General features: G+C 58.3%; 21 protein-coding genes. 18 read left to right on the forward strand and 3 right to left on the reverse strand.

What is annotated here, in order from left to right; genetic code table 11:
* Window positions 1-195 precede the first annotated feature (195 nt).
* The 6 genes from fhuA to AC2AXP_RS21895 all read left to right on the forward strand — a co-directional run bounded on the left by fhuA (window position 196) and on the right by AC2AXP_RS21895 (window position 6,587).
* Window positions 196-2,394 (forward strand): ferrichrome porin FhuA, encoded by a 2,199-nt coding sequence (gene fhuA, locus AC2AXP_RS21870; RefSeq protein ID WP_039991763.1) that lies wholly within the window; start codon window positions 196-198, stop codon window positions 2,392-2,394.
* Between the two features lie 50 nt (window positions 2,395-2,444).
* Complete coding sequence (fhuC, locus tag AC2AXP_RS21875; protein ID WP_004958900.1) at window positions 2,445-3,242, forward strand: Fe3+-hydroxamate ABC transporter ATP-binding protein FhuC; 798 nt, start codon at window positions 2,445-2,447, stop codon at window positions 3,240-3,242.
* On the forward strand, window positions 3,242-4,138 hold the full coding sequence (fhuD, locus tag AC2AXP_RS21880; RefSeq protein WP_430299874.1) for a Fe(3+)-hydroxamate ABC transporter substrate-binding protein FhuD: 897 nt from the start codon (window positions 3,242-3,244) through the stop codon (window positions 4,136-4,138). The genes fhuC and fhuD overlap by 1 nt, the downstream gene beginning before the upstream one ends.
* On the forward strand, window positions 4,135-6,123 hold the full coding sequence (gene fhuB / locus AC2AXP_RS21885) for a Fe(3+)-hydroxamate ABC transporter permease FhuB (RefSeq protein WP_004958904.1): 1,989 nt from the start codon (window positions 4,135-4,137) through the stop codon (window positions 6,121-6,123). The genes fhuD and fhuB overlap by 4 nt, the downstream gene beginning before the upstream one ends.
* 144 nt (window positions 6,124-6,267) lie before the next feature.
* On the forward strand, window positions 6,268-6,435 hold the full coding sequence (locus AC2AXP_RS21890) for a hypothetical protein (protein WP_156000353.1): 168 nt from the start codon (window positions 6,268-6,270) through the stop codon (window positions 6,433-6,435).
* Window positions 6,435-6,587 carry a Hok/Gef family protein gene (locus AC2AXP_RS21895; RefSeq protein WP_430299942.1) on the forward strand — a complete coding sequence of 51 codons (153 nt, stop codon included), beginning with the start codon at window positions 6,435-6,437 and terminating at the stop codon, window positions 6,585-6,587. The genes AC2AXP_RS21890 and AC2AXP_RS21895 overlap by 1 nt, the downstream gene beginning before the upstream one ends.
* A 123-nt stretch (window positions 6,588-6,710) precedes the next feature.
* Here AC2AXP_RS21895 and metK read toward each other — a convergent pair whose 3' ends face one another.
* A complete protein-coding gene (gene metK, locus AC2AXP_RS21900) occupies window positions 6,711-7,865 on the reverse strand; it encodes a methionine adenosyltransferase (RefSeq protein WP_198773658.1) in 1,155 nt (384 codons plus the stop codon).
* Between the two features lie 515 nt (window positions 7,866-8,380).
* On the opposite strand from metK, the gene AC2AXP_RS21905 reads away from it, so the two are divergent.
* Together AC2AXP_RS21905 and speA are read left to right on the forward strand one after the other, a co-directional pair.
* Window positions 8,381-8,524, forward strand: coding sequence for a hypothetical protein (locus AC2AXP_RS21905; protein ID WP_420542995.1), 144 nt, complete (start codon window positions 8,381-8,383; stop codon window positions 8,522-8,524).
* A gap of 234 nt (window positions 8,525-8,758) precedes the next feature.
* Window positions 8,759-10,735 (forward strand): biosynthetic arginine decarboxylase, encoded by a 1,977-nt coding sequence (gene speA, locus AC2AXP_RS21910; protein WP_004958915.1) that lies wholly within the window; start codon window positions 8,759-8,761, stop codon window positions 10,733-10,735.
* 460 nt (window positions 10,736-11,195) lie between these two features.
* Here speA and AC2AXP_RS21915 read toward each other — a convergent pair whose 3' ends face one another.
* Window positions 11,196-11,540, reverse strand: a complete 345-nt coding sequence (locus tag AC2AXP_RS21915; RefSeq protein ID WP_430299873.1) for a hypothetical protein — start codon at window positions 11,538-11,540, stop codon at window positions 11,196-11,198.
* 715 nt (window positions 11,541-12,255) lie between these two features.
* Here AC2AXP_RS21915 and speB point away from each other — a divergent pair.
* Window positions 12,256-13,176, forward strand: coding sequence for an agmatinase (gene speB, locus AC2AXP_RS21920; RefSeq protein WP_004958917.1), 921 nt, complete (start codon window positions 12,256-12,258; stop codon window positions 13,174-13,176).
* A gap of 62 nt (window positions 13,177-13,238) precedes the next feature.
* Entirely contained in the window at window positions 13,239-14,108 is an 870-nt protein-coding gene (gene rluF, locus AC2AXP_RS21925; protein WP_430299872.1) for a 23S rRNA pseudouridine(2604) synthase RluF, read from the forward strand.
* Between the two features lie 51 nt (window positions 14,109-14,159).
* Here the strand turns inward: rluF and AC2AXP_RS21930 are convergent, their stop codons facing one another.
* Window positions 14,160-15,407, reverse strand: coding sequence for an MFS transporter (locus AC2AXP_RS21930; RefSeq protein ID WP_198773656.1), 1,248 nt, complete (start codon window positions 15,405-15,407; stop codon window positions 14,160-14,162).
* 393 nt (window positions 15,408-15,800) lie between these two features.
* Here AC2AXP_RS21930 and AC2AXP_RS21935 point away from each other — a divergent pair, with 393 nt between their 5' ends.
* The 8 genes from AC2AXP_RS21935 (at window position 15,801) to AC2AXP_RS21970 (ending at window position 22,666) form a co-directional block, all read left to right on the forward strand.
* Window positions 15,801-16,118: a Rieske (2Fe-2S) protein gene (locus tag AC2AXP_RS21935; RefSeq protein ID WP_004958926.1), complete on the forward strand. Its 318-nt coding sequence runs from the start codon at window positions 15,801-15,803 to the stop codon at window positions 16,116-16,118.
* Window positions 16,119-16,121: 3 nt separating this feature from the next.
* Window positions 16,122-16,430, forward strand: coding sequence for a recombinase-like helix-turn-helix domain-containing protein (locus AC2AXP_RS21940; RefSeq protein WP_004958929.1), 309 nt, complete (start codon window positions 16,122-16,124; stop codon window positions 16,428-16,430).
* Between the two features lie 19 nt (window positions 16,431-16,449).
* Window positions 16,450-17,493 (forward strand): aromatic ring-hydroxylating oxygenase subunit alpha, encoded by a 1,044-nt coding sequence (locus tag AC2AXP_RS21945; protein ID WP_039991765.1) that lies wholly within the window; start codon window positions 16,450-16,452, stop codon window positions 17,491-17,493.
* A complete protein-coding gene (locus AC2AXP_RS21950; RefSeq protein ID WP_484381933.1) occupies window positions 17,490-18,245 on the forward strand; it encodes an SDR family oxidoreductase in 756 nt (251 codons plus the stop codon). Before AC2AXP_RS21945 ends, AC2AXP_RS21950 begins: the two co-directional genes overlap by 4 nt.
* Window positions 18,246-18,275: 30 nt before the next feature.
* On the forward strand, window positions 18,276-19,070 hold the full coding sequence (locus AC2AXP_RS21955) for an IclR family transcriptional regulator (protein ID WP_004958935.1): 795 nt from the start codon (window positions 18,276-18,278) through the stop codon (window positions 19,068-19,070).
* Window positions 19,071-19,169: 99 nt separating this feature from the next.
* Window positions 19,170-20,099: a VOC family protein gene (locus AC2AXP_RS21960; protein WP_039992570.1), complete on the forward strand. Its 930-nt coding sequence runs from the start codon at window positions 19,170-19,172 to the stop codon at window positions 20,097-20,099.
* A complete protein-coding gene (locus AC2AXP_RS21965; RefSeq protein ID WP_004958938.1) occupies window positions 20,096-21,307 on the forward strand; it encodes an NAD(P)/FAD-dependent oxidoreductase in 1,212 nt (403 codons plus the stop codon). The genes AC2AXP_RS21960 and AC2AXP_RS21965 overlap by 4 nt, the downstream gene beginning before the upstream one ends.
* A gap of 102 nt (window positions 21,308-21,409) precedes the next feature.
* Window positions 21,410-22,666, forward strand: coding sequence for an MFS transporter (locus tag AC2AXP_RS21970; RefSeq protein ID WP_198773653.1), 1,257 nt, complete (start codon window positions 21,410-21,412; stop codon window positions 22,664-22,666).
* Window positions 22,667-22,685 lie beyond the last annotated feature (19 nt).

The following is a 22,685-nucleotide window of genomic DNA, read 5'->3' on the forward strand; positions in this document are numbered from 1 at the left end:
CAACGTTCAGTTGCGGGCTTTTTTGTTTTTGGCATCAGGATATTTAGCGCGGGTTAAACGGGCTGAATGCGCATCGTTACTGGTTTCCCTTAACGGAAATCAGCTTGCAGTTCAATTACGCTTCTGCATAAAATGCGACGCTTATAATAATTATTATCGTTTACATTCGTTATCACCGACATCAGAGAAAAAACCATGCCGACCAAGCGTCCTTCTTCATCTCCGGCTGTGTTCAGCCGATTTCCCGTGCGCGGTGCGGCAATTGCCATCGCCGCCGCGTTAGGCTCCTTCAGCCTGCCGTCTTTGGCCGCCGACAGCGCGACCAGCAACGGCAAGGAAGACACGCTCACCGTGGTGGGCAGCAGCAGTGCGCCGCAGGAGAGCGCCTGGGGGCCGGTAGGCACCTACGCCGCCAAGCACAGCGCCACCGGCACCAAAACCGATACGCCGCTGGTGAAAACGCCACAGTCGGTATCGGTGGTGACGCGTGAAGAGATGGACATGCGCCAGCCGGACACGGTGAAAAGCGCACTGGCCTATACGCCAGGCGTGATGGTCGGTAACCGTGGCGCTTCCACCGCCTATGATTCGGTGAACATTCGCGGCTTCAGTTCGGTCGGCACCAATATGTATCTGGACGGTTTGAAGCTGCAGGATGACAACTATTCGATTTTTCAGATCGACCCCTACTTCCTGGAGCGTGCCGAAGTGCTGCGCGGGCCGTCTTCGGTGCTGTACGGCAAAAGCAATCCGGGCGGGGTGGTGGCGTTGGTCAGCAAACGCCCGACCACCGAGCAACTGCGCGAAGTCCAGTTCAAGATGGGCACCGACAATCTGTTCCAGACCGGGTTTGACTTTGGCGGCGCGCTGGATGACGCCGGCGTTTACTCGTATCGTCTGACCGGCCTGGCGCGTGACGAAGATCAGCAGCAGGTGGGAGAGAAGAGCAAACGCTACGCCATCGCGCCTTCCTTTACCTGGCGACCGGACGATCGCACCTCGCTGACGCTGCTCAGCAGCTTCCAGGACGATCCGAGCGTGGGTTATTACGGCTGGCTGCCGAAAGAAGGCACGGTTGAAAACGGCATCAACGGTAAGCTGCCAACCAGTTTCAACGACGGCGAGCCCGGTTACAACAACATCTCGCGCAAGCAGCAGATGCTCGGCTATGCCTTTGAACACGGCTTTAACGACGTGTGGACCGTGCGGCAAAACCTGCGTTACTCCAAAATGGACGTCGATTACCGTTCTATCTATGGATCGGGTATCAGCGCCAGTAACCCTGCCGAGCTGACGCGCGGGGTGATGAACTCGAAGGAGCACCTGTCCAGCTTCGCGGTGGATACGCAGGCCCAGGCCAGGTTCGCTACCGGCGCCGTCGATCACACCCTGTTGCTGGGGGTAGATTATATGCGCATGCGTAACGACGTGGTTTACCAGTATGGCAGCGCGTCCAGTCTGAACGTCATTGCTCCGCAATACGGTAACCAGAGTTACACGATTAACGGCGGCGCCAGCCAGGTCAATCGGCAGGAGCAGACCGGCCTGTATGTTCAGGATCAGGCCGAGTGGCATAACTGGGTGCTGACCATGGGCGGCCGGTATGACTGGAGCGACACCAACAGCACCAACCGTTTGGACGGCGATTCGGTATCCCGACAAAAGGACAATCAGTTCACCGGGCGTGCCGGTCTGAACTATGTATTTGATAACGGCGTTGCGCCTTATATCAGCTACAGCGAATCCTTCGAGCCGACCTCCGGTGCCGATATTGATGGTAACGTGTTCTCGGCATCCAAAGGTCGGCAGTATGAAGCCGGCGTGAAGTATGCACCGACGGATCGTCCGATCACCGCCAGCATGGCAATTTATCAGTTGACCAAAACCAACAACAAGGTAGCAGATACCGACCATCCCGGCTTTACCAAGCAGGGCGGCGAAATCCGTTCGCGTGGCGTAGAGCTGGAGGCCAAGGCGGCGCTGACCGCCAATGTCAACCTGCTGGGGTCGTATACCTATACCGATGCCGAATACACCAAAGACACCACCCTGCAGGGCAATGCCCCGGCAGCCATTCCCAAGCACATGGCATCGCTGTGGGCGGATTACACCTTCTACGAAACGGCGCTCAGCGGCCTGACCCTGGGTTCCGGGGTGCGCTACGTCGGTTCCAGCTACGGCGATGAAGCCAACAGCTTTAAAGTGAAAGACTACACGGTGTTTGACGCGGCGGTGAAGTACGATCTGGCGCGCTTCAATCTGCCAGGCTCTTCCATCGCCATCAACGTCAACAATGTGTTTGACAAGGAATACGTCTCCAGCTGCTTTGCCACCTATGGCTGCTACTGGGGCGCAGAACGTCAGGTGGTCGCTACCGCAACCTTCCGCTTCTAACCGGACAACCGCAGGGGGGCCTAGGTTGCCCTGCGGTGAAAACAGGGCCTATGCAGGATACACAACATCTTCAAGACGCAACCTTCACGTTGGACAACGCGAGCTTTGCCGTTCCCGGGCGCATACTGCTGCAACCGCTGTCGCTGTCCTTCCCCCAGGGGAAGGTCTGCGGACTGATCGGTCACAATGGCTCCGGTAAATCCACCTTGCTGAAAATCCTTGGTCGTCATCATCAGCCAACCGGCGGCCAGGCGTTGCTTAACCAAAAGCCGCTGCCGCAGTGGGACAGCAAGGCATTTGCACGTCAGGTAGCCTATCTGCCGCAGCAGTTGCCGGCCGCGGAAGGGATGACGGTGCGCGAGCTGGTAGCGGTTGGCCGCTATCCGTGGCATGGCGCGCTGGGGCGTTTTTCTGCCGCCGATCGTCAGCATGTCGAAGACGCCATCGCGTTGGTGGGGCTAAAGCCCTTTGCTGCGCGGCTGGTGGACAGTTTGTCCGGCGGCGAGCGGCAACGTGCCTGGCTGGCGATGATGGTGGCGCAGGATAGCCGCTGCCTGCTGCTGGATGAGCCGACCTCCGCGCTGGATATCGCGCATCAGGTCGAGGTGTTGGCGTTGATCCAGCGCCTGAGCCGGCAGCGTGGCCTGACGGTGATTGCGGTATTGCATGACATCAATATGGCCGCACGTTATTGCGATAGCCTGGTGGCGTTGCGTAGCGGCGAGGTCATTGCACAGGGCGCGCCGCTGGAGCTGATGCAGGGGCCGGTGCTGGAACAAATCTACGGTATTCCAATGGGCACGCTGCCGCACCCAAGCGGCGGCGCGCCGGTGAGCTTTGTCTACTGATGCGTCATTTTCCTCATGATCCTGTCCGACGCCGCCTGCTGGCGGCAATGGCGGCGGCACCGTTGCTGTATGGCCTGCCGGGCCGCGCTGCCGCGTTGCCGGACCTGTCGCGCATTGTCGCGCTGGAGTGGCTGCCCACCGAATTGCTGATGGCACTGGGCGTTACGCCGATGGCGGTGGCCGATATTTACAATTACAACCTGTGGGTCAATGAGCCGGCGTTACCGGCGTCGGTGATTGACGTCGGTCAGCGCACCGAACCGAATCTGGAGCTGCTGCAACAGCTGCAACCGTCGCTGCTGCTGCTGTCACAAGGTTATGGCCCCTCGCCACAGCAATTGGCGCCGATCGCGCCAGGCATGGCGTTCAACTTCAACGACGGCAGTGGCAAACCGCTGACGGTGGCCCGGCAATCGTTGCGGCAGTTGGCACAGCGTCTGGGGTTGGAGGCGCGTGCGCAACGGCACCTGATGCAGTTCGATGCCTTTATCGGCGATGCGCGCCGGCGGTTGCAGGGATATACCACGCAGCCGCTGCTGCTGTTTTCGCTGGTAGATACCCGTCATGCGTTGATCATCGGCCAGCAGAGCCTGTTCCAGGAGGTCATGGACCAACTCGGCATCGCCAACGCCTGGCAGGGCGAAACCAATTTCTGGGGATCGGCGGTGGTGGGGATTGAACGGCTGGCCGCGGTGAAAAACGCGCGGGCGATTTATCTCGATCATGGAAATCAGGCGATGTTGGAGCAGGTGAGTGCGACGCCGCTATGGCAGGCGTTGCCGTTTGTTCGCCAGCGGCAACTGCGCAAGGTGCCGGCGGTGTGGTTTTATGGCGCGACGCTGTCGGCGATGCGCTTTTGTCGTCTGCTGGAACAGGCGCAGGAGGGCAAGCGATGAGCGCTCGACTCCGTCTGATGCCGGTGGCGTTGATATTGCTGCTGTTGGCAGCGGCAGGCGGCCTGACCCTCTACAACCTGATGCAGCAGTTGCCGGCGGCGCTGTGGCCACAGGCGCTGAGCGCACCGGATATCGACGATGTACGGCAAATGGTGTTCCATTACAGCCTGTTACCACGTTTTGCCGTTTCGCTGCTGGCAGGCGCCGGGTTGGGGCTGGTGGGGGTACTGTTCCAACAGGTACTGCGCAACCCGCTGGCTGAACCGGCAACGCTCGGGGTGTCTGCGGGCGCTCAGCTGGGCTTGACCATCGCGACGCTGTGGATGCTGCCGGGCGGCGAACTGACCCGGCAACTGGCGGCGATGGCGGGTGCCATCGTGGTCGGTGGATTGGTGTTCGGCGTGGCCTGGGGCAAGCGCATGTCGCCGGTGACGCTGATTCTGGCCGGTCTGGTGCTGGGGCTGTATTGTGGCGCGGTCAGCAGCCTGCTGGCACTGTTCAATTATGAACAGCTGCAAGGGCTGTTTATGTGGAGTACCGGTTCGCTCAATCAACAGGATTGGAGTGCGGTGCAGTTCATTTGGCCGCGGCTGCTGGTGGTTGCCGTGCTGGCGGCGTTGCTGATCCGGCCGCTGACGCTGCTGGGGCTGGATGACGGCGTGGCGCGCAATCTGGGACTGGGGCTGGCGCTGTCGCGTTTCTGCGCGTTGGCGTTGGCGATTATCTTCAGCGCTATGCTGGTCAATGCGGTGGGGGTGATTGGCTTTATCGGTCTGTTTGCGCCGCTGATGGCGAAGATGCTCGGCGCGCGGCGTTTGGCACACCGTATGTTACTGGCTCCGCTGCTGGGGGCTCTGCTGCTGTGGCTGACCGATCAGGCGATGATATGGTTGACTCAGGTGTGGCGTGAAATTCCTACCGGTGCCGCTACGGCACTGATCGGTGCGCCGTTGCTGCTGTGGCTGTTGCCACGTCTGCGCAGCGCTGCAACGCCGCCGCCGATGAATCTCGGCGATCGTGTTCCGGCCGAGCGTCGCCATCTGCTGCTGTGGTTGCTGCTGGGCAGCGTACTGTTGCTGGCCGGGTTGGCGGTGGCGTTGATGTTTGGCCAGAATGCCGCTGGCTGGCACTGGAGCCACGGCGCGGAGTTTGAGGCTTTACTGCCCTGGCGCTGGCCACGGGTACTGTCGGCGCTGGCGGCCGGCATGATGCTGGCGGTGGCGGGCACGCTGATCCAGAAACTGACCGGTAACCCGATGGCCAGCCCGGAAGTGCTGGGGATCAGTTCCGGTGCGGCATTTGGCGTGGTGATGATGCTGTTCCTGGTGCCGGGCGATGCCTTTGTCTGGCTGTTACCGGCGGGCAGCCTCGGCGCGGCGGTCACGCTGCTGATCATCATGATTGCCGCCGGGCGTGGTGGTTTCTCTACCGAGCGCATGCTGCTGGCGGGGATCGCGCTCAGCACCGCGTTCACCACCACCATCTACCTGCTGCTTGCCAGTGGCGATCCGCGCATGGGCGGCCTGTTGACCTGGATTTCCGGTTCGACCTATTCGGTGACGGCGCCGCAGGCGGTGCGTACGGCGGTGATTGCGGCGCTGCTGGTGCTGTTGGCGCCGCTGTGCCGCCGTTGGTTGACCATTCTGCCGCTGGGAAGCGCCACCGCGCGTTCGGTCGGCATTGCGCTGACGCCGGTGCGGCTGAGCATTCTGCTGCTGGCGGCGACGCTAACCGCCATGGCGACGCTGACCGTGGGGCCGCTGAGCTTTGTCGGCCTGATGGCGCCACATATGGCGCGCATGCTGGGATTCCGCCGTGCATTGCCGCAGATGTTGATCGCAGCAATGCTGGGCGGCCTGCTGATGATGTTTGCCGATTGGTGCGGCCGCATGGTGATGTTCCCGAATCAGATCCCGGCCGGGTTGCTGGCGACGTTTATTGGCGCGCCGTACTTCGTGTACCTGCTGCGCAAGCAGACGTCGTAAGCCGCGTCTCCACGGTACTCTCTGCCATCAGGGGCCCGGCGTTGCTGGGCCTTTTTTTATATTTTCAACGCTCTGCAATACGTTGCGTGCCGTTGCGCAAAAACGACATTTAGCGTGAAGAGGAACGAGGGAAGGGAGGATAGGGTGAATATAGTGCGCGCGGGTGCTCTGGATCTGTGTATCTGGAGCCAGCGTGAAGGGGACAAAGAGATAAGCCCCGAGTCGATGTTCATCAACCCGAGGCCTACTTTAACGCACGACAACGTCAAACTCGCCTCTTACCCGCTGCCAGGCAAGGAGAAGAAGGCATGATGCCGAACAAACGAAGCCTGTTAAAACTGGTGGTTATTTGTGCCACGGCAATATCACCGGCATGGATAACCCGCAGCATGCTTTGCGAGCTGCGGATCCGATCGGGCAATACGGAGGTTGCGGCCATTTGGGCTTACGAATCCGGGCGGTAAGGCAACCCGGTGGCGGGGGGATTGCCTCCGCTGGCCGGCAGTCGATGCGTTGATCCATGAGCACCCATCCGTTCAAAAAAAACGGCAAGCCAAGGCTTGCCGTTTTTATGTTGATGCCGGGACTTATTTCAGGCCGGCAGCGTCGCGCAGCAGTGCGGCTTTGTCGGTCGCTTCCCATGGGAAGTGTTCACGACCAAAGTGGCCGTAGGCGGCGGTTTCGCGATAGATCGGCTGCAACAGATCCATCATCTGAATCAGGCCGTATGGGCGCAGGTCGAAGAATTCGCGTACCAGCAGCGTCAACTGCTCGGTTGGCACTTTCTCGGTACCGAAGGTTTCCACCATGATGGAGGTCGGTTCCGCCACGCCAATCGCGTAGGAAACCTGGATCTCACAGCGGTCGGCCAGGCCGGCGGCCACGATGTTTTTGGCAACGTAACGCGCCGCATAGGCGGCTGAACGGTCAACCTTGGACGGATCCTTACCGGAGAACGCACCGCCGCCGTGGCGTGCCATGCCGCCGTAGGTATCAACGATGATTTTACGCCCGGTCAGGCCGCAGTCGCCCATTGGACCACCGATGACGAAACGGCCGGTTGGGTTGATGTGGAATTTGGTGGCGGCGCTCAGCCACTCTGCCGGCAGTACCGGCTTGATGATCTCTTCCATCACCGCTTCTTGCAGGTCTTTCAGCGCGATGTCTTCGGCGTGCTGGGTAGACAGCACTACCGCATCGATGCCGACGATCTTGCCATCATCATACTGGAAGGTGACCTGGCTTTTGGCATCCGGGCGCAGCCACGGCAGAGTGCCGTTTTTACGCACTTCGGACTGACGCTGTACCAAACGGTGCGCGTAAGTCACGGGAGCTGGCATCAACACGTCGGTTTCGTTGGTGGCGTAACCAAACATCAGGCCCTGATCGCCGGCACCCTGTTCCAGCGGATCGGTACGGTCAACGCCCTGGTTGATGTCTGGCGACTGCTTGCCGATAGCGCTCAGTACGGCGCAGGAGTTGGCGTCAAAACCCATGTCTGAATGAACATAGCCGATCTCACGTACGGTCTTGCGGGTGATCTCTTCGATATCGACCCAAGCGCTGGTGGTAATTTCGCCACCGACCAGTACCATGCCGGTTTTTACGTATGTTTCGCAGGCTACGCGAGCTTTTGGATCCTGTTCCAGGATGGCGTCAAGAACCGCATCAGAGATCTGGTCGGCGATTTTATCAGGATGACCTTCAGAAACGGATTCTGACGTGAAAAGGTGTTTAGCCATTGTATTCTTTACCTTGCATAAGACGGGTTGGAAATTACTGCACAGCGCTGGAGATCCGGGCACCAAGGCGAAGGGTCTCCGCGGATGGCGCGAGATGCATCCTGCAACGCCCCTCTGGCAAAGCCGTTAAGCAGCTTGTCGGTTAACCAGTATAGATGGATTAACATCTGGACGTCTATTTTAGGTTATGCTTTAGCCGGATTGCCAGTATTTTTTTGCCGCATCGCTCTTTTACGCAAGCCAGGTGACGCCATTTTCATCGCTTGAAACAGTTGTCAGCCAATTTTCATTTTGCATTTTGCCCCGGTTACCGGTATAAACTGCGCGCGCGGTTCATTTGGTGCACAGTACGCGGCGGGACAGAGGGTCAGTTCCCGTGTCTGCCGACGGTGACAGCCTGACCAACCGTAGGCGTCGCTGCGACGCCGCCGCTTCATCGAACGGTCACGTTCGTTCACTATATATAGAGGCTGGGTCGTTCATCATGAACGACGCGCGTGGAGGTGGTTGGATTAATGATCCGTTGTCTACCGGTTGTTGGTTCTCAACAGCAGTGCCGTTCTGGCGCCAATTCTTCTGCTATCTTCCGTTTTGTCTCTACACCATCAACCCGATGTTACACGCATCTGGGCGCTACTCAGGATTCTCGGGCCGGCTAACGGTCGTCTGACGAACTGAACAAGGGTAGCCTACAGCCTTCCTGTGGGATGTTTCTTGACCCGATTCACGAGGTTTGAACAGGGTGTCTTACAATTATATGAGTAATAAACCGATCGCTACCGGCGAACGGCAGGGTAATTCACTGCCGCAAAGGCGGTTTGTCGGGTTGTTCTCGCGGGATGTAGCTGCGATAGTGGCTGACTATATCGTCAGTACGGGAAGTGAGGCGAGTAATGTCTGATGATCAGTTGAAACACCGTCCGCCGGTTGCGGACGAATCTATTTCTTTGCGCTCCATGCAGGAGGTTGCCATGAATGATCGTAATGCCAGCAAGATGCTGCGTACTTATAATGTCGCCTACTGGGGCAACAACTATTATGACGTCAACGAGCTTGGCCACATCAGCGTGTGCCCCGATCCGGACGTCCCGCAGGCGCGCGTCGATCTTGCCGAACTGGTGAAGGAGCGGCAGAAAGAGGGACAGCGCCTGCCGGCACTGTTCTGCTTCCCACAGATTTTGCAGCACCGTCTGCGTTCGATTAACGCGGCGTTCAAGCGCGCGCGTGAATCGTTCGGCTACGAAGGTGGCTACTTCCTGGTTTATCCGATCAAGGTTAACCAACACCGCCGGGTGATTGAATCGCTGGTCAACTCCGGCGAGCCGCTGGGGCTGGAGGCCGGTTCCAAAGCCGAGCTGATGGCGGTTCTGGCGCACGCGGGCATGACTCGCTCGGTGATTGTCTGTAACGGTTATAAAGACCGTGAATATATTCGTCTGGCGCTGATCGGTGAAAAGCTGGGGCACAAAGTGTACCTGGTGATTGAGAAGATGTCGGAAATCAACCTGGTGCTGGAAGAGGCCGAGCGGCTGAACGTAGTACCGCGCCTGGGCGTGCGTGCGCGTCTGGCGTCGCAGGGCTCAGGTAAATGGCAGTCCAGCGGTGGCGAAAAGTCCAAATTCGGTTTGGCGGCGGTGCAGGTATTGAAACTGGTAGAAACGCTGCGTGAAGCGGGTCGCCTCGACAGCCTGCAATTGCTGCACTTCCACCTGGGGTCGCAATTGGCCAACATTCGCGATATCGCTACCGGCGTGCGTGAATCAGCGCGTTTCTACGTTGAACTGCACAAACTGGGCGTCAACATCCAGTGCTTCGACGTGGGCGGCGGTCTGGGGGTCGACTATGAAGGCACGCGCTCCCAGTCTGACTGTTCGGTGAACTACGGTCTGAACGAATACGCCAACAACGTCATCTGGGGCATCGGCGACGCCTGTAACGAGCACGGCTTGCCACACCCGACAGTGATCACCGAATCCGGCCGTGCGGTCACCGCCCACCATACGGTGCTGGTGTCCAACGTGATCGGCGTGGAACGTAACGAATTCGGCGAACCTCATCCGCCGGCAGAAGACGCGCCGCGTGCGCTGGAAAGCATGTGGGAAACCTGGCTGGAAATGAACGAGCCGGAAAACCGCCGTTCGTTGCGTGAATGGCTGCACGACAGCCAGATGGATCTGCACGATGTGCATACCCAGTACGCGCATGGCATGCTGGACCTGACCAAGCGTGCCTGGGCGGAACAGCTGTACCTGAACATCTGCAACAAGATCCAGCAGCAGCTCGATCCGAGCAACCGTGCGCACCGTCCGATCATCGACGAACTGCAAGAACGCATGGCGGACAAGTTTTACGTCAACTTTTCGCTGTTCCAGTCGATGCCCGACGCCTGGGGGATCGATCAGCTGTTCCCGGTATTGCCGCTGGAAGGGCTGGACAAGCCGCCGGAAGGCCGTGCAGTGCTGCTGGATATTACCTGCGATTCCGACGGCACCATCGATCATTACGTCGACGGTGATGGCGTAGCGACCACCATGCCGATGCCGCCGTACGATCCGGAAAACCCGCCGGTGCTGGGCTTCTTTATGGTTGGCGCCTATCAGGAAATCCTGGGTAATATGCATAACCTGTTTGGTGATACCGCATCGGTTGACGTATATGTCTTCCCGGACGGCACCATTGAAACCGAGTTGTCTGACGAAGGCGATACGGTGGCGGATATGCTGGAATATGTACAGCTGGATCCCATCGCGCTGCTGGCCAAGTTCCGCGATCAGGTCAAGGAAACCGACCTGGACGACGGGCTGCAAGCGCAGTTCCTGGAAGAGTTCGAGGCCGGGCTGTACGGTTATACCTATCTTGAAGACGAATAAGTAGAGCCGAACTGAAAGGCCGGGCATCTCCCTGATGTCCGGCCTTTTTAATGGTTTCCCCCCCGCAATCCCCTTCGATATTTCTTTGCCCCATATCAGTTATCACAAATTTGTTAACTCTCCGTGAGGATTCGGACAGGGTTTTCTCTGTAGGTTGTCACTATTGGTTTGATCGGTTTTGGGGGGAATGATGTTCAACAGACGGCGGTTTATTCTATAACCTAGTCGTCACTTTTTAATTTTAACACATGCTGTTTCCACCATGTGCTGGTGAGAAATAAGTACGCTAAAGCAATCAGCAGAGCGTAGCTTATTGCTTTGAGAACGATAGGGCCGGTAATGGTTATTCCTTGGAAGAGGTAAGCAATCAAATAGCAGATAAAAATAGTGCAAAAATTTTGAGAGTTTTTTTCATGCACATATCCCGATCAAGGCCGGGAAGTGCCCGGCCATATCGACATTACCAATGACACTGACCATTAACACTGTTGCGACTAGAATTTCCACCTAATGGGTCATTGCTATTGTTATTATCTCCACAGTTACGAGAGTATGAGCGAATACCTTCGATAGCAGCACCACGAATAGAGCCATATGCGAAACCTGAAATAGCACCCGCTGCAATCCCTGCTGGCCCACCAGGCAATCCTCTTGGTCCTCCTACTATTGCACCTGCATATCCCCCTGCCAAAGCTCCTCTTTTGGCATCGCTGGCAACCTGTGAAGCACATCCTTGGCCCTCATAGCCAGAATATGCGTTTCCAGCAGAAATAGTGAGTATTTCCTTTGTTGTTAGTTCTCTCATAACGCTTATTTTCTTTCAAAGCGTTGATAAAGATAATCCACTGTGATCATAGATACAGGGATATAGATGAGAATGATTCCTAAGGTAATATCATTCAGTGAGTCAATTTGAGAACAAAGATAGCCTAGAGGAATACTTAATAGGAACGTCATAACCTCTAGTGCTATATAAAGTTTTTTATTTTTAATTGTCTGTTTGTGACGTGTTGGCATGATATTAAACATCTGGTTTATTTTTCTCTATTTTATCTTTATATGTTAGATCTAGCTGTTATGCGTGCTGTTAACTTGTGTTATTTAACTAAATTTTAAATGTGATTTTCTTTCCGTGCTTAATGTCTTCGCACTGTGAGTTTGTTTCATTAATAGTATGACGGAAATTAACTTATATATTTTCACCTTCAGATAAAGGGATTGAAATCACAAAACTAATCATCGGGAGCTTAATGGATGTCAGCTCCAAAGCTCGTGAAGGCGGCCACGTTCACATGCCTGAAGGATGCAGGGTCTATACTGGATGACGACGAGCAGTCGGGATGATGATGCGCGCTCTTGAAGCGCGAACCAAATACGGCGATAATCTGCGCCATCAGCAGTGCCAAAAGATTTTTGAATAGATCCCTTTCTCGTCGGGCTAACGACGCGGGAGGGATTTTTTTTTGCTCCGGCCTGTGCGCTTTCACAACAGGCAAATCGTTGAACTATGAGGGTTTAATATGAGTACTCTAGGCCATCAGCCCGATAATTCTTTAGTGTCCAACGCCTTTGGTTTCCTGCGCTTTCCGCTGAATTTCATGCCTTACGACAGCGATGCAGAGTGGGTAATCACCGGCATTCCTTTCGATATGGCAACCTCCGGCCGTGCCGGCGGCCGTCATGGCCCGGCGGCGATTCGTCAGGTATCGACCAATCTGGCCTGGGAAGGTCACCGCTGGCCGTGGAGTTTTGACCTGCGCGATCGGCTGAACGTTGTCGATTGTGGTGACATCGTGTTCAATTTTGGCGATGCGCAGGACATGAGCGACAAATTGCAGGCGCACGCAGAAAAACTGCTGAAGGCCGGCAAACGCATGCTGTCCTTCGGCGGTGACCACTTCGTGACGCTGCCGCTGCTGCGCGCGCACGCCAAGCATTTCGGCAAAATGGCGCTGGTGCATTTCGATGCGCACACTGACACTTACGCCAACGGCAGCCAATATGACCACGGCACCATGTTCTTCCATGCGCCAAACGAAGGTCTGATCGACCCGCACCATTCGGTGCAGATCGGTATTCGTACCGAGTTCGATCACGACAACGGTTTTACCGTGCTGGATGCGGCGCAGGTGAACGATCGCGGCGTGGACGATCTGCTGACCCAGATCAAACAGATCGTCGGCGACATGCCGGTATATCTGACCTTTGACATCGACTGTCTGGATCCGGCATTTGCTCCGGGCACCGGTACGCCGGTTATCGGCGGCCTGACCTCCGATCGCGCGCTGAAGCTGGTGCGTGGCATGCAGTCGCTGAACATTGTCGGCATGGACGTGGTAGAAGTGGCGCCGGCTTACGATCAGTCTGAAATCACTGCGCTGGCGGCGGCGACGCTGGGGCTGGAGATGCTGTACCTGCAGGCGGCCAAAAAGCAGCCGTAAGCGACCAAAACAGTATCAGCTCAAGGCCCTGAGCCGTCAGGTCAGGGCCGTATGGAGAAAGCATGCTGGGCAAACCATCTATACGTCTTAACAAATATATCAGCGAAAGCGGTATCTGCTCGCGTCGCGATGCCGATCGTTATATCGAGCAAGGCAACGTATTTATCAACGGCAAGCGCGTGGCGCTTGGCGATCGCGTCTTCCCGGGCGACGTGGTCAAGGTTAACGGCCAACTGATCGAACCGCGCAATGAAGACAACCTGATCTTTATCGCGCTGAACAAACCGGTAGGGGTGGTCAGCACCACGGAAGACGGCGAGAAAGACAACATTGTCGATTTCGTCAACCACAGCACCCGTATCTTCCCGATCGGGCGGTTGGATAAAGACTCCCAGGGGCTTATCTTCCTCACCAACCACGGCGATCTGGTGAACAAGATCCTGCGGGCCGGCAACGATCACGAAAAGGAATATCTGGTAACCGTCAACAAGCCGGTTACCGATGAGTTCATCCACGGGTTGGGTGCCGGCGTGCCGATGCTGGGTACGGTGACCAAGAAATGCAAGGTGAAGAAGGTCGCGCCGTTTGTCTTCCGCATCGTGTTGGTACAGGGGCTGAACCGCCAGATCCGCCGCATGTGCGAACACTTCGGTTATGAAGTGACCAAGCTGGAGCGCACCCGCATTATGAACGTCGGGCTGGCCGGCCTGCCGTTGGGCGAATGGCGTGACCTGACCGACGATGAACTGGTTGAGCTGTTCAAGCTGATTGAAGATTCCAGCTCGGAAGCCAAACCGGCCAAAAAAGCCAAACCGGCGGTGAAAAAACCTGCCAGCAGCGGCAACGGGCAGAGAACTGTCGACAAGCCGAGCGGCAATCCGGCTGCGCGCAAGCGTTTTACCCAGCCGGGCCGAAAGAAGAAGGGCCGCTAAGCCCCGCTCGACGACGGTAACGGGCGCCCGGCCATCACGGCGGGCGCGCTATCAGGCCCGTGAGGTCGCACGCGTCAGCAGCATGCGGCTGAACAACACTCCCCCCGCCAGCAGCGTCAGCAATTGCGACGCGATCAGCACCGTAAACCCTGAAGAAACCTTGCCCTGACTGGCCATCACCATTCCCATGATCGTCGGCACAAATGCCGAGAACAGATTGCCGATGCCGTTGATCAGACCATAGGCGCTGCCCACCGCCTGCGGTTGGGCATAGTATTGCAGCAGAGTGGGGATTGCCGCGCCCTGCGCCCCCCAGCAGGCATTGGCCATCAACAGGAAAAACGCCATCCAGCCGAGCTGGTGGCTGTGCATGACGCCATAGATGCACAGCGCGGTTGCCGCGCCGCCAAAGGCGAAAATCAACGGCGCCTGATAGGGGCGGATAGCATCGAGCAGCACGCCCCCGAGATATTTTGAGGCGATGCTGACGACAAACGGCAGCGATGCCAACCATCCCATTTGTCTGATGGAAAACCCTTTCTCATCGGTCAGATAGGCCGGCAGCCAGGCGCTGGAGCCCCACAGATAGCTGAGAGTGGCGATCTCGATCAGCATGATCCAACCGAGCATCGGCGTGCGCCAGGCCAGCACGAAGGTCTGCCAGACGCGCGCCAACGCCGCTGGCCTTGCGACGGCAGGCTGCGGTCGCAGGGGCGGGCGGATAAACAGCCGTACCAGCGTCAGTCCCAATAGCAGATTGATCGCCGCCAGCAGATAGAACGACATTGCCCAGCCGAAGTGCGCCATCAGGAAACTCACCAGTGGAAAGCCGATCACCAACCCCAGTGATACCCCCAGCGCACTGACCGCGTTGGGCTTGCCGCGTTCGTCGGCGGCGAAGCGATCGCCGACGTACATGGTTTTCAGCGAAAACAGCGGTCCTTCGCTGGCGCCAAGCAGCGCGCGTACCGCCAACAGCAGCAGCAGTGAACCGGCCAGCGGCGAGGCGGCGGTGAGCAATGCCCACAGCACAATGCTCCACGTCAATGCACGGCGATAGCCCATCAAGGTTTCCAGGAACGGCGTCAACAACATGGCGGAAGCCCCGTAGCCGAGCAGAAACGCCGTCATCAACATTCCCTGATGCGCGCGGCTGCCGTCGAGCTGAAAGTGATGCAGGAAGTCGGGATTGACCAGCATCACGGCGATATTTACCCGATCGGCGTAGGCGATAACGATCAAAAACAGCAGCGCGAGCACCCCGAACCAGCGTTGACGTTGTTGCACCCTGCGTTCCATACACGCTCCTGTAGCAAAAAGATCGCGACTTCAGACAGCAGAAAACCCGCCTGTCGCCGCCGCAGGGCGAAACAGGGGATTTAGCCTTGAAGTGTAAGTTTATTGTTAATTGCGATGGTGGGTTAACCCTTGCCAGAGCTGTTTTACTCGCAGGTTACGACGCAAATCAACGCTTTTTTAACCCTTTTTTTGCGATGAAACACAGGTTATTGATAGCTTTTTCATATCGGTGCATTTTTTCGTGATCCCCACCGCATTTGCAACTTTTAAATAACCAACCATTAACTTTTGCCGCGTTGCTCGCTTGACGAAAGTTTCGCCAGACCTATAGTGGCTGTATTAAATAATAAACTGAGTTTCATATATGAAACAATCAGATAGAGGAACGAAGCAATGAGCTGGAAGAACGTGTGCGAAGTATCACAGGTGAAAGAAGATTTCCCTTACTCGGCGACGGTAGACGGCAAAGAGATCGGCGTTTATCTGATCGATGGCCAATTTTACGCGCTGGAAGACGTCTGCCCACACGCCTATGCCTTGCTCAGTCAGGGGTTTGTTGATGACGGCAAGGTCGAATGTCCGCTGCACGAGGCGTTATTCGATGTGCGCACCGGCAAGTGCCTGCGCGAACCCGGCGGCCGCGATCTGCACACCTTTCCCACCCGGGTGATCGACGATCGTATCCAGATCACCCTTATCGAGGAGGAGTAACCCATGCAGCACATCACCGATTTCAATCCCTGGCTGCCGGACACCCAACAGGTGATCCCGGCGCGGGAGGGCGGCAACGGCCAGATCCATCAGCCAGGCCAGTATCAGAACGTTATCTGGCAAACCCGCGCCCGGGTACCGGACGGTTTTGAAACCGCTCTGGTCGCGGCGCTGGAGCAGATCTTCGATGCGGGTGCGGAACAGCTGGATCAGATTGTCAGCGCGCTCAACCAGCGTCGGTTGTTCGATCGTAACGGTCAGCCCTGGAGTGAAGCGGGGTTCCGTGAGTTCCTTCAGGTTAATGGTTTCTGAGCAGCACAGGGAGAAGACAATGACAGCAAACACAACATCCTGCGCGCAGACCGTGCAAGGCTATCTTGACCAGGGGTTACGCGGCATGTGGTATCCGGTGCTGGCGAGTTGGGAAGTGGGCAATAATCCGCTGGGCATCACCCGTCTGGAGCAGCAAATCGTGCTGTGGCGCGACGGCGAAGGTGCGATCCATGCCCTGGAAGATCGCTGCCCGCACCGTGGCGCACGGCTTTCGATGGGGTGGAATCTTGGCGATCGTATCGCCTGCTGGTATCACGGCGTGGAAGTTGGCGGCGACGGTACGGTAAAGGATGTCCCGGCGGTGGATCGCTGTCCGCTGGTCGGGCAAAAATGCCTGCGTTCCTATCCGGCCAAAGAGGCCTACGGTGCGATATTCCTCTTTTTCGGCGTCACCGCCGACCAACCGCCCAGCGAACTGGCATTCCCGCAGGAACTGGCCGATGACGAGTCGTACAGCAACTTTCTGTGTACTGCCAGCTGGGACTGCAATTATCAATATGCGCTGGAAAACGTCATGGATCCGATGCACGGCACTTACCTGCATTCGTCCTCACACTCGATGGCGGACGGCGATCGCAAGGCCGATATGGCGTTGGAACCTACCGACAGTGGCTTTATTTTCAAGAAAAACGGCCAGATTGGCGTCAATTTTGACTGGGTGGAATTTGGCAACAGTGGCGCGTACTGGATGCGTCTGTCGATCCCCTACAAAAAGCGCTTTGGGCCGGGTGGGCATTTCTGGATCATCGGCATGGTGGTGCCGGAAGACAAGGATCATTGCCGAGTGTTCTTCTGGCGCATTCGCAAGGTGCAGGACTGGCAGCGTTCGTTGTGGCGTTTCATGTACCGCAATCGCCTGGAGCAGCTGCATTGGGACGTGTTGGAGCAGGATCGCATCGTGCTGGAAAACATGGCGCCGAACGCGCGCGGCCGCGAGTATCTGTATCAGCACGACGTCGGGCTTTCTCGCCTGCGCCGCATGATGCAAAAAGAAGCGCAAAGGCAGCTGGCGCAGCTCCATGAGCTGGAGGCCGCGCAGTGAATGGCCTGCTGAGCGGCAAACGCATTGTGGTGACCGGCGCCGCGCGCGGGCTGGGGCGCAGTTTTGCCGGGGCCATTGCCAGGGCCGGTGCCAGCGTGGTGATGTGCGACATCCTGGCAGATGAACTGCACGCCGGCGCAGCGACGCTGCGAGAACAAGGTGCGCAGGTAGAAGCGCTGGCGTTCGATCTGGCCGATCCGGCATCGATTGGCAACGCATTCGACGCCATTGCCAAGGGCGGCGCGCTGGATGGGCTGGTGAACAACGGCGCGCTGGCGACCGGAGTCGGCGGCAAAACCATGATGGAATATGATATCGATCTGTGGGATCGGGTAATGCAAGTCAACGTGCGCGGTACCTGGCTGGTCAGTCAGGCAGCGGTGCCGCTGTTGGCGCAACGGCCGCACGCCAAAATCGTCAACGTGGCATCAGACACCGCCCTGTGGGGGGCGCCGCGCCTGATGGCCTACGTTGCCAGCAAGGGGGCTATCGTGTCGATGACCCGTTCGATGGCGCGCGAGCTGGGTGAGCTGGGGATCTGCGTCAACGCCATTGCGCCGGGGTTGACGCGGGTCGAAGCCACCGAATATGTGCCGGCCGAGCGTCACCAGCTGTACGAGCAGGGCCGTGCACTGCCCGGCGCGCAGCATCCCGATGATGTCACCGGCAGTGTGCTGTACCTGCTGTCACCGCTGGCGAACTTTGTCACTGGACAACTGTTGCCGGTCAACGGCGGCTTTGTATTCAACTAATCGCGTCAAGCGAGAGATAAGGATCCGAGCATGGCAGACGAACAAGCGTGTAAATATCTGATCCCGGGATTGGATCGCGGTTTGCAACTGTTGCTGGCATTTGGCGAGCAGCACAAGGAAATGACCTTTGCAGAATTACATCGCCTGGTCGACATGCCCAAGGCTACCGCCTACCGCGTGGTGCAAACGCTGGAGCATTTGGGCTTCCTCGAGCGTAATCCGCGCACCAACACCTTCGCGTTGGGCATCAAGGTATTGCGGCTCGGTTTCGAGTATATCGCGTCGCTGGACGTGGCGCAGGCCGGACAGCCGGTGATCGAACAGCTGCGCGATCGCAGCCAGTGCAGCAGCCATCTGGCGATCCGCGATGAGCGCGACGTGATCTACATTGCTCGCGTTAGCGCCGCCGGCTCGCAGATCAACCAGGTCAGCGTCGGTACTCGCCTGCCGGTGCATCAGACCTCGCTGGGCCGCATGTTGCTGACCAGCACCTCGCGCGCCGAATTTGACCTGCTGTACCCGGATGAAAGCTTGCCGGACAACGCGCCGGGGGCACCGACCAGCCGCGAAGCGCTGTGGCAGATGGTGCAGCAGGATAAAGCGCGCGGCTACGTGATCGGCGAATCGTTTTTCCGTCACGGCATTTCGTCGATCGTCTATCCGATCTTCAACCGTGAACAGCGGGTGGAAGCGGTAGTGAGCATCATGGTGCCGTTCGATCAGATCCCGACGGCGGATCGCGAACGGTTGCGGATGGAAGTTCGCGATGCGGCGGAAAAGATCTCCGGTTTCCTCGGCGCCGCACCACAGGCCAACGTCGGATAACACCTATTTACTCAGGCAGGGATGAGGTTCCTGATGCACAGGGGCCGGGGGGCGATCGTGCCTGAAAACAGCATTCAGCGAGAACGTGAGGCAGAAAAGATGAGCGTAATCGGTATCGAAAAACTGGAATTTGGCGTTGAAGATCTGTCAGCGTGCGCAAAATTCATGCAAGACTTCGGCCTGCAGGCCAGCGCCGGCAATGGCGCAGAGTTCACCACGCTGAGCGGTGCCCGCGTGGCGTTACATCCGCTGGCAAGCAGCGAACTGCCGCCGGCGTTCGAGGCCGGCTCCACGCTGCGCCGCATGACCTGGGGCGTGGCCGACTCGGCACAGCTGGCGGCGCTGGCGTCAAGATTGGCGCAGCAGCCGGGCTTTCGCCAACGGGATGACGCGCTGGAGTGCCGCGATCCCAATGGCATGACGCTGCGCATTATCGTCAGCCAACAGCGCGACGTGTCGCTGCCGGTGTCGCCGATCAACCAGTGGGGCGACGTGCGGCGCATTGATGAGCCCAGCCCGGTCTATGCGCAGGCGCAGCCGATCAACATCGGCCACGTGGTGTTCTTTGTCGAAGATCTGGCGGCCACCGAGCGTTTCTACTGCGATTTGCTGGGCTTCCAGGTGTCTGACCGCTACATCGATCGCGCGGTCTTTCTGCGCACACAACCGCGTGGTGGCCACCATAACCTGTTCCTGCTGAAATTGCCGAACCGGCCGCGTGGCCTCAACCATGTGGCATTCACCGTGCGTGACATTCACGAAGTGATTGGCGGCGGGCTGGCGATGAATAAACAGCAGTGGAGCACTTTTATCGGCCCCGGTCGTCACCCGATTTCTTCTGCCTATTTCTGGTATGTCAATAGCCCGACCGGCGGCGCGTTCGAGTATTACACCAACGACGATTTTCTGACGGAAAACTGGCAGCCGCGCGAACTGGAGCATTCGCTGGTGTCGTTTACCGAATGGGCGGTAGAAGGGGGGATCGATCATGATACCCGCCGCCAGCACAAACCGGTGAATGCGTTATGAGCCCGATACCTGATGCGGGCATGGTGATCGTCGGCGGCGGTCAGGCCGGCGGCTGGGCGGCGAAAACGCTGCGCGATCGCGGTTACACCGGCCGGCTGTCGGTGGTGAGTGACGAACCCTATGACTTTTATGAACGTCCGCCGCTGTCCAAGGCGGCGCTGCTCGATGCTAACGCACCGCTGAGCCGTTTGTTCAGTGAGTCGGCGGTGGCAGCGCTGAACATTGACTGGTATCGCCCGCTACGCGCCGAACAGATTGATGCGCAGGCACAGACGGTAACGCTCAGTGACGGCCGACGGTTGCGTTTTACCCAGCTGTTGATCGCCACCGGTGGTCGACCGCGCCTGCCGGATGCCCGCTGGGCCGCACAGCCACAGGTCATGACGCTGCGCTCGTGGGATGACGCCGCGCGGCTGCGCCAGGCGCTGCAACAGAGCCGCCGGTTGGCGATTGTCGGCGGTGGCTGGATCGGGCTGGAGATTGCCGCTTCGGCGCGCAAGCTCGGTGTGGAAGTGACGGTGTTCGAGCGCCAGCCGGCCCTGTGCATGCGCAGCGTCGGTGCCGAGGTCTCGCAGGCGCTGTTGGAACTGCATCAGCAGCAGGGCGTTACCCTGCACTGCGACTGCGGCGAGATAACGCTGGCACAGCGCGACGGCGCGGCGTGGCTGGGTAGCGCGGTCAGTGCGCAGCAGCCATTTGATTTGGTGGTGGTCGGCATCGGTGTGGAACTGAACCTGGAACTGGCACGCAGCGCCGGATTGCAGATTGAGGGCGGCATTGTAGTGGACGGGCAGGGGCGTACCAGCCACCCGGCGATTTTCGCCGCCGGCGACGTGGCGCGCCATCCGACGCTTGGCCTGTGTCTGCAGTCGTGGGCCTATGCACAAAACCAGGCGATCAGCACTGCCTGCGCCATGCTGGATGCCGCCGCCGCGCCTTACGACGACGTGGCCTGGCTGTGGTCGGATCAATACGACGCCAATATTCAGATCCTTGGCGTGCCAACCGGCGGGGTGCATCAGGTGGTGCGCCGCACGCCGCAGTCGCAGCTGTTTTTTACCCTGAATGCCGATCGGCAACTGGTGCAAATGGTGGCATTCAACGACGCGCGCGCCATCAAGCTCGGCAAACGCTGGTTAGCCAGCGGTCGGGTATTGGATCCGCAGCAATTGGCGGATGCGGAATTTTCTCTGATGGCGTTGAAATAATTCCCCGCTGCCTGCCGCGTAACGGCCAGACGGCAACGCGCCTCCTCGGTTAAGCCACGAGGAAGGCGCCGCGGGCAGGCCTGGGAAAACCGGGAGCGTTTCATGACTACGCAACATATTGACACCCGCGCTGGTCGGGTGGGGGAAACCGTTGTCGAAAATCAGCCGCAGCGGGTGCGCTGGTCGGTGCCGATGGCGCTGTTTGCCTGCGTATTGCTGGCGTTTTTTGACAAGATCAGCATTGCGGCGCTGTTTTCCGACAGCGCATTCCAGCAGGCGTTGGGCATCAGTTTTGATCCGACGCGGCTTGGCTTGCTGATGAGCGCCTTCCTGTTTTCCTACGGATTTTCGTCGATGCTGTTAAGCGGCATCGGCGATCGGCTGAACCCGACCAAGGTGCTGGTCGGCATGATGATCGTCTGGGGCGTGCTGATGGTGCTGATGGGGCTGACGCGCTCTTACCACACCATGATGACGCTGCGCATCCTGCTTGGCATTGCCGAAGGGCCGTTGCTGCCGATGGCCTACGCCATCATTCGCCAGGCTTTTCCCCAGCGTTTGCAGGCGCGTGCCACCATGCTGTGGCTGCTGGGGACGCCGCTCGGTGCGGCGCTCGGCTTCCCGGTCACGTTGTTTATTCTCAACACCTTCAACTGGCAGGCCACCTTCTTCTTTATGGCGTTTCTGACGCTGCCGGTGATGCTGCTGGTGCTGTTCGGTCTGCGTCATCTGCAGGTACAACGGGCGGAAAAAACGCAGCAAACCCTGCCGGCAGAACGCCGACAGCATCGTCGCGCACTGCTGCGTAATCCGCACTTCTGGATGATCTGCCTGTTCAATATCGCCTTCCTCACCTACCTGTGGGGGATGAACGGCTGGCTGCCGAGTTATCTGATCAAGGGTAAAGGCATCCATCTGGAACACGCCGGCTATCTGTCTTCGCTGCCGTTTATCGCCATGCTGCTGGGGGAAGTGCTGGGGGCGTGGCTGTCGGACAAGCTGGATCGTCGCGCGCTGGCCTGCTTTTTCTCGCTGGGTGGCGCAGGGCTGGGGCTGGCGGCGGTGCTGCATTTGCATGGTACCTACAGCGTGATTGCCGCCATGGCGTTCAGCACCTTCATGTGGGGCGCCGGCGCGCCGAACATTTTCGCCCTGCTGGCGAAGGCGACCAGCAGTAAGGTGAGCGCCACCGCCGGCGGCATTTTCAATGGATTGGGCAATTTTGCCGGCGCGTTGGCGCCGGTGCTGATGGGGGCGTTGATCGCCGCTACCAGCAACATGGATAACGGCCTGTTGTTCCTGGTGGTGATGGCCTTTGTCGGCTGCATCATTCTGCTGCCGTTACTGAAGAAATACTGAGTGAGCCACGTAATTAAGG

This window comes from Serratia sp. Sp408 (assembly GCF_057180665.1).

Excerpts from the sequence above, each read along its gene's own strand:
- rluF (WP_430299872.1), top strand. The coding sequence starts at position 13,239 with ATGCTGGGCAAACCATCTATACGTCTTAACAAATATATCAGCGAAAGC.
- AC2AXP_RS21905 (WP_420542995.1), top strand. The coding sequence starts at position 8,381 with ATGATCCGTTGTCTACCGGTTGTTGGTTCTCAACAGCAGTGCCGTTCT.
- AC2AXP_RS21965 (WP_004958938.1), top strand. The coding sequence starts at position 20,096 with ATGAGCCCGATACCTGATGCGGGCATGGTGATCGTCGGCGGCGGTCAG.
- AC2AXP_RS21895 (WP_430299942.1), top strand. The coding sequence starts at position 6,435 with ATGCCGAACAAACGAAGCCTGTTAAAACTGGTGGTTATTTGTGCCACG.
- AC2AXP_RS21960 (WP_039992570.1), top strand. The coding sequence starts at position 19,170 with ATGAGCGTAATCGGTATCGAAAAACTGGAATTTGGCGTTGAAGATCTG.
- AC2AXP_RS21955 (WP_004958935.1), top strand. The coding sequence starts at position 18,276 with ATGGCAGACGAACAAGCGTGTAAATATCTGATCCCGGGATTGGATCGC.
- speB (WP_004958917.1), top strand. The coding sequence starts at position 12,256 with ATGAGTACTCTAGGCCATCAGCCCGATAATTCTTTAGTGTCCAACGCC.
- AC2AXP_RS21915 (WP_430299873.1), bottom strand. The coding sequence starts at position 11,540 with ATGAGAGAACTAACAACAAAGGAAATACTCACTATTTCTGCTGGAAAC.
- metK (WP_198773658.1), bottom strand. The coding sequence starts at position 7,865 with ATGGCTAAACACCTTTTCACGTCAGAATCCGTTTCTGAAGGTCATCCT.
- fhuA (WP_039991763.1), top strand. The coding sequence starts at position 196 with ATGCCGACCAAGCGTCCTTCTTCATCTCCGGCTGTGTTCAGCCGATTT.
- AC2AXP_RS21970 (WP_198773653.1), top strand. The coding sequence starts at position 21,410 with ATGACTACGCAACATATTGACACCCGCGCTGGTCGGGTGGGGGAAACC.
- fhuD (WP_430299874.1), top strand. The coding sequence starts at position 3,242 with ATGCGTCATTTTCCTCATGATCCTGTCCGACGCCGCCTGCTGGCGGCA.
- AC2AXP_RS21930 (WP_198773656.1), bottom strand. The coding sequence starts at position 15,407 with ATGGAACGCAGGGTGCAACAACGTCAACGCTGGTTCGGGGTGCTCGCG.
- fhuC (WP_004958900.1), top strand. The coding sequence starts at position 2,445 with ATGCAGGATACACAACATCTTCAAGACGCAACCTTCACGTTGGACAAC.
- fhuB (WP_004958904.1), top strand. The coding sequence starts at position 4,135 with ATGAGCGCTCGACTCCGTCTGATGCCGGTGGCGTTGATATTGCTGCTG.
- AC2AXP_RS21945 (WP_039991765.1), top strand. The coding sequence starts at position 16,450 with ATGACAGCAAACACAACATCCTGCGCGCAGACCGTGCAAGGCTATCTT.
- AC2AXP_RS21935 (WP_004958926.1), top strand. The coding sequence starts at position 15,801 with ATGAGCTGGAAGAACGTGTGCGAAGTATCACAGGTGAAAGAAGATTTC.
- speA (WP_004958915.1), top strand. The coding sequence starts at position 8,759 with ATGTCTGATGATCAGTTGAAACACCGTCCGCCGGTTGCGGACGAATCT.
- AC2AXP_RS21940 (WP_004958929.1), top strand. The coding sequence starts at position 16,122 with ATGCAGCACATCACCGATTTCAATCCCTGGCTGCCGGACACCCAACAG.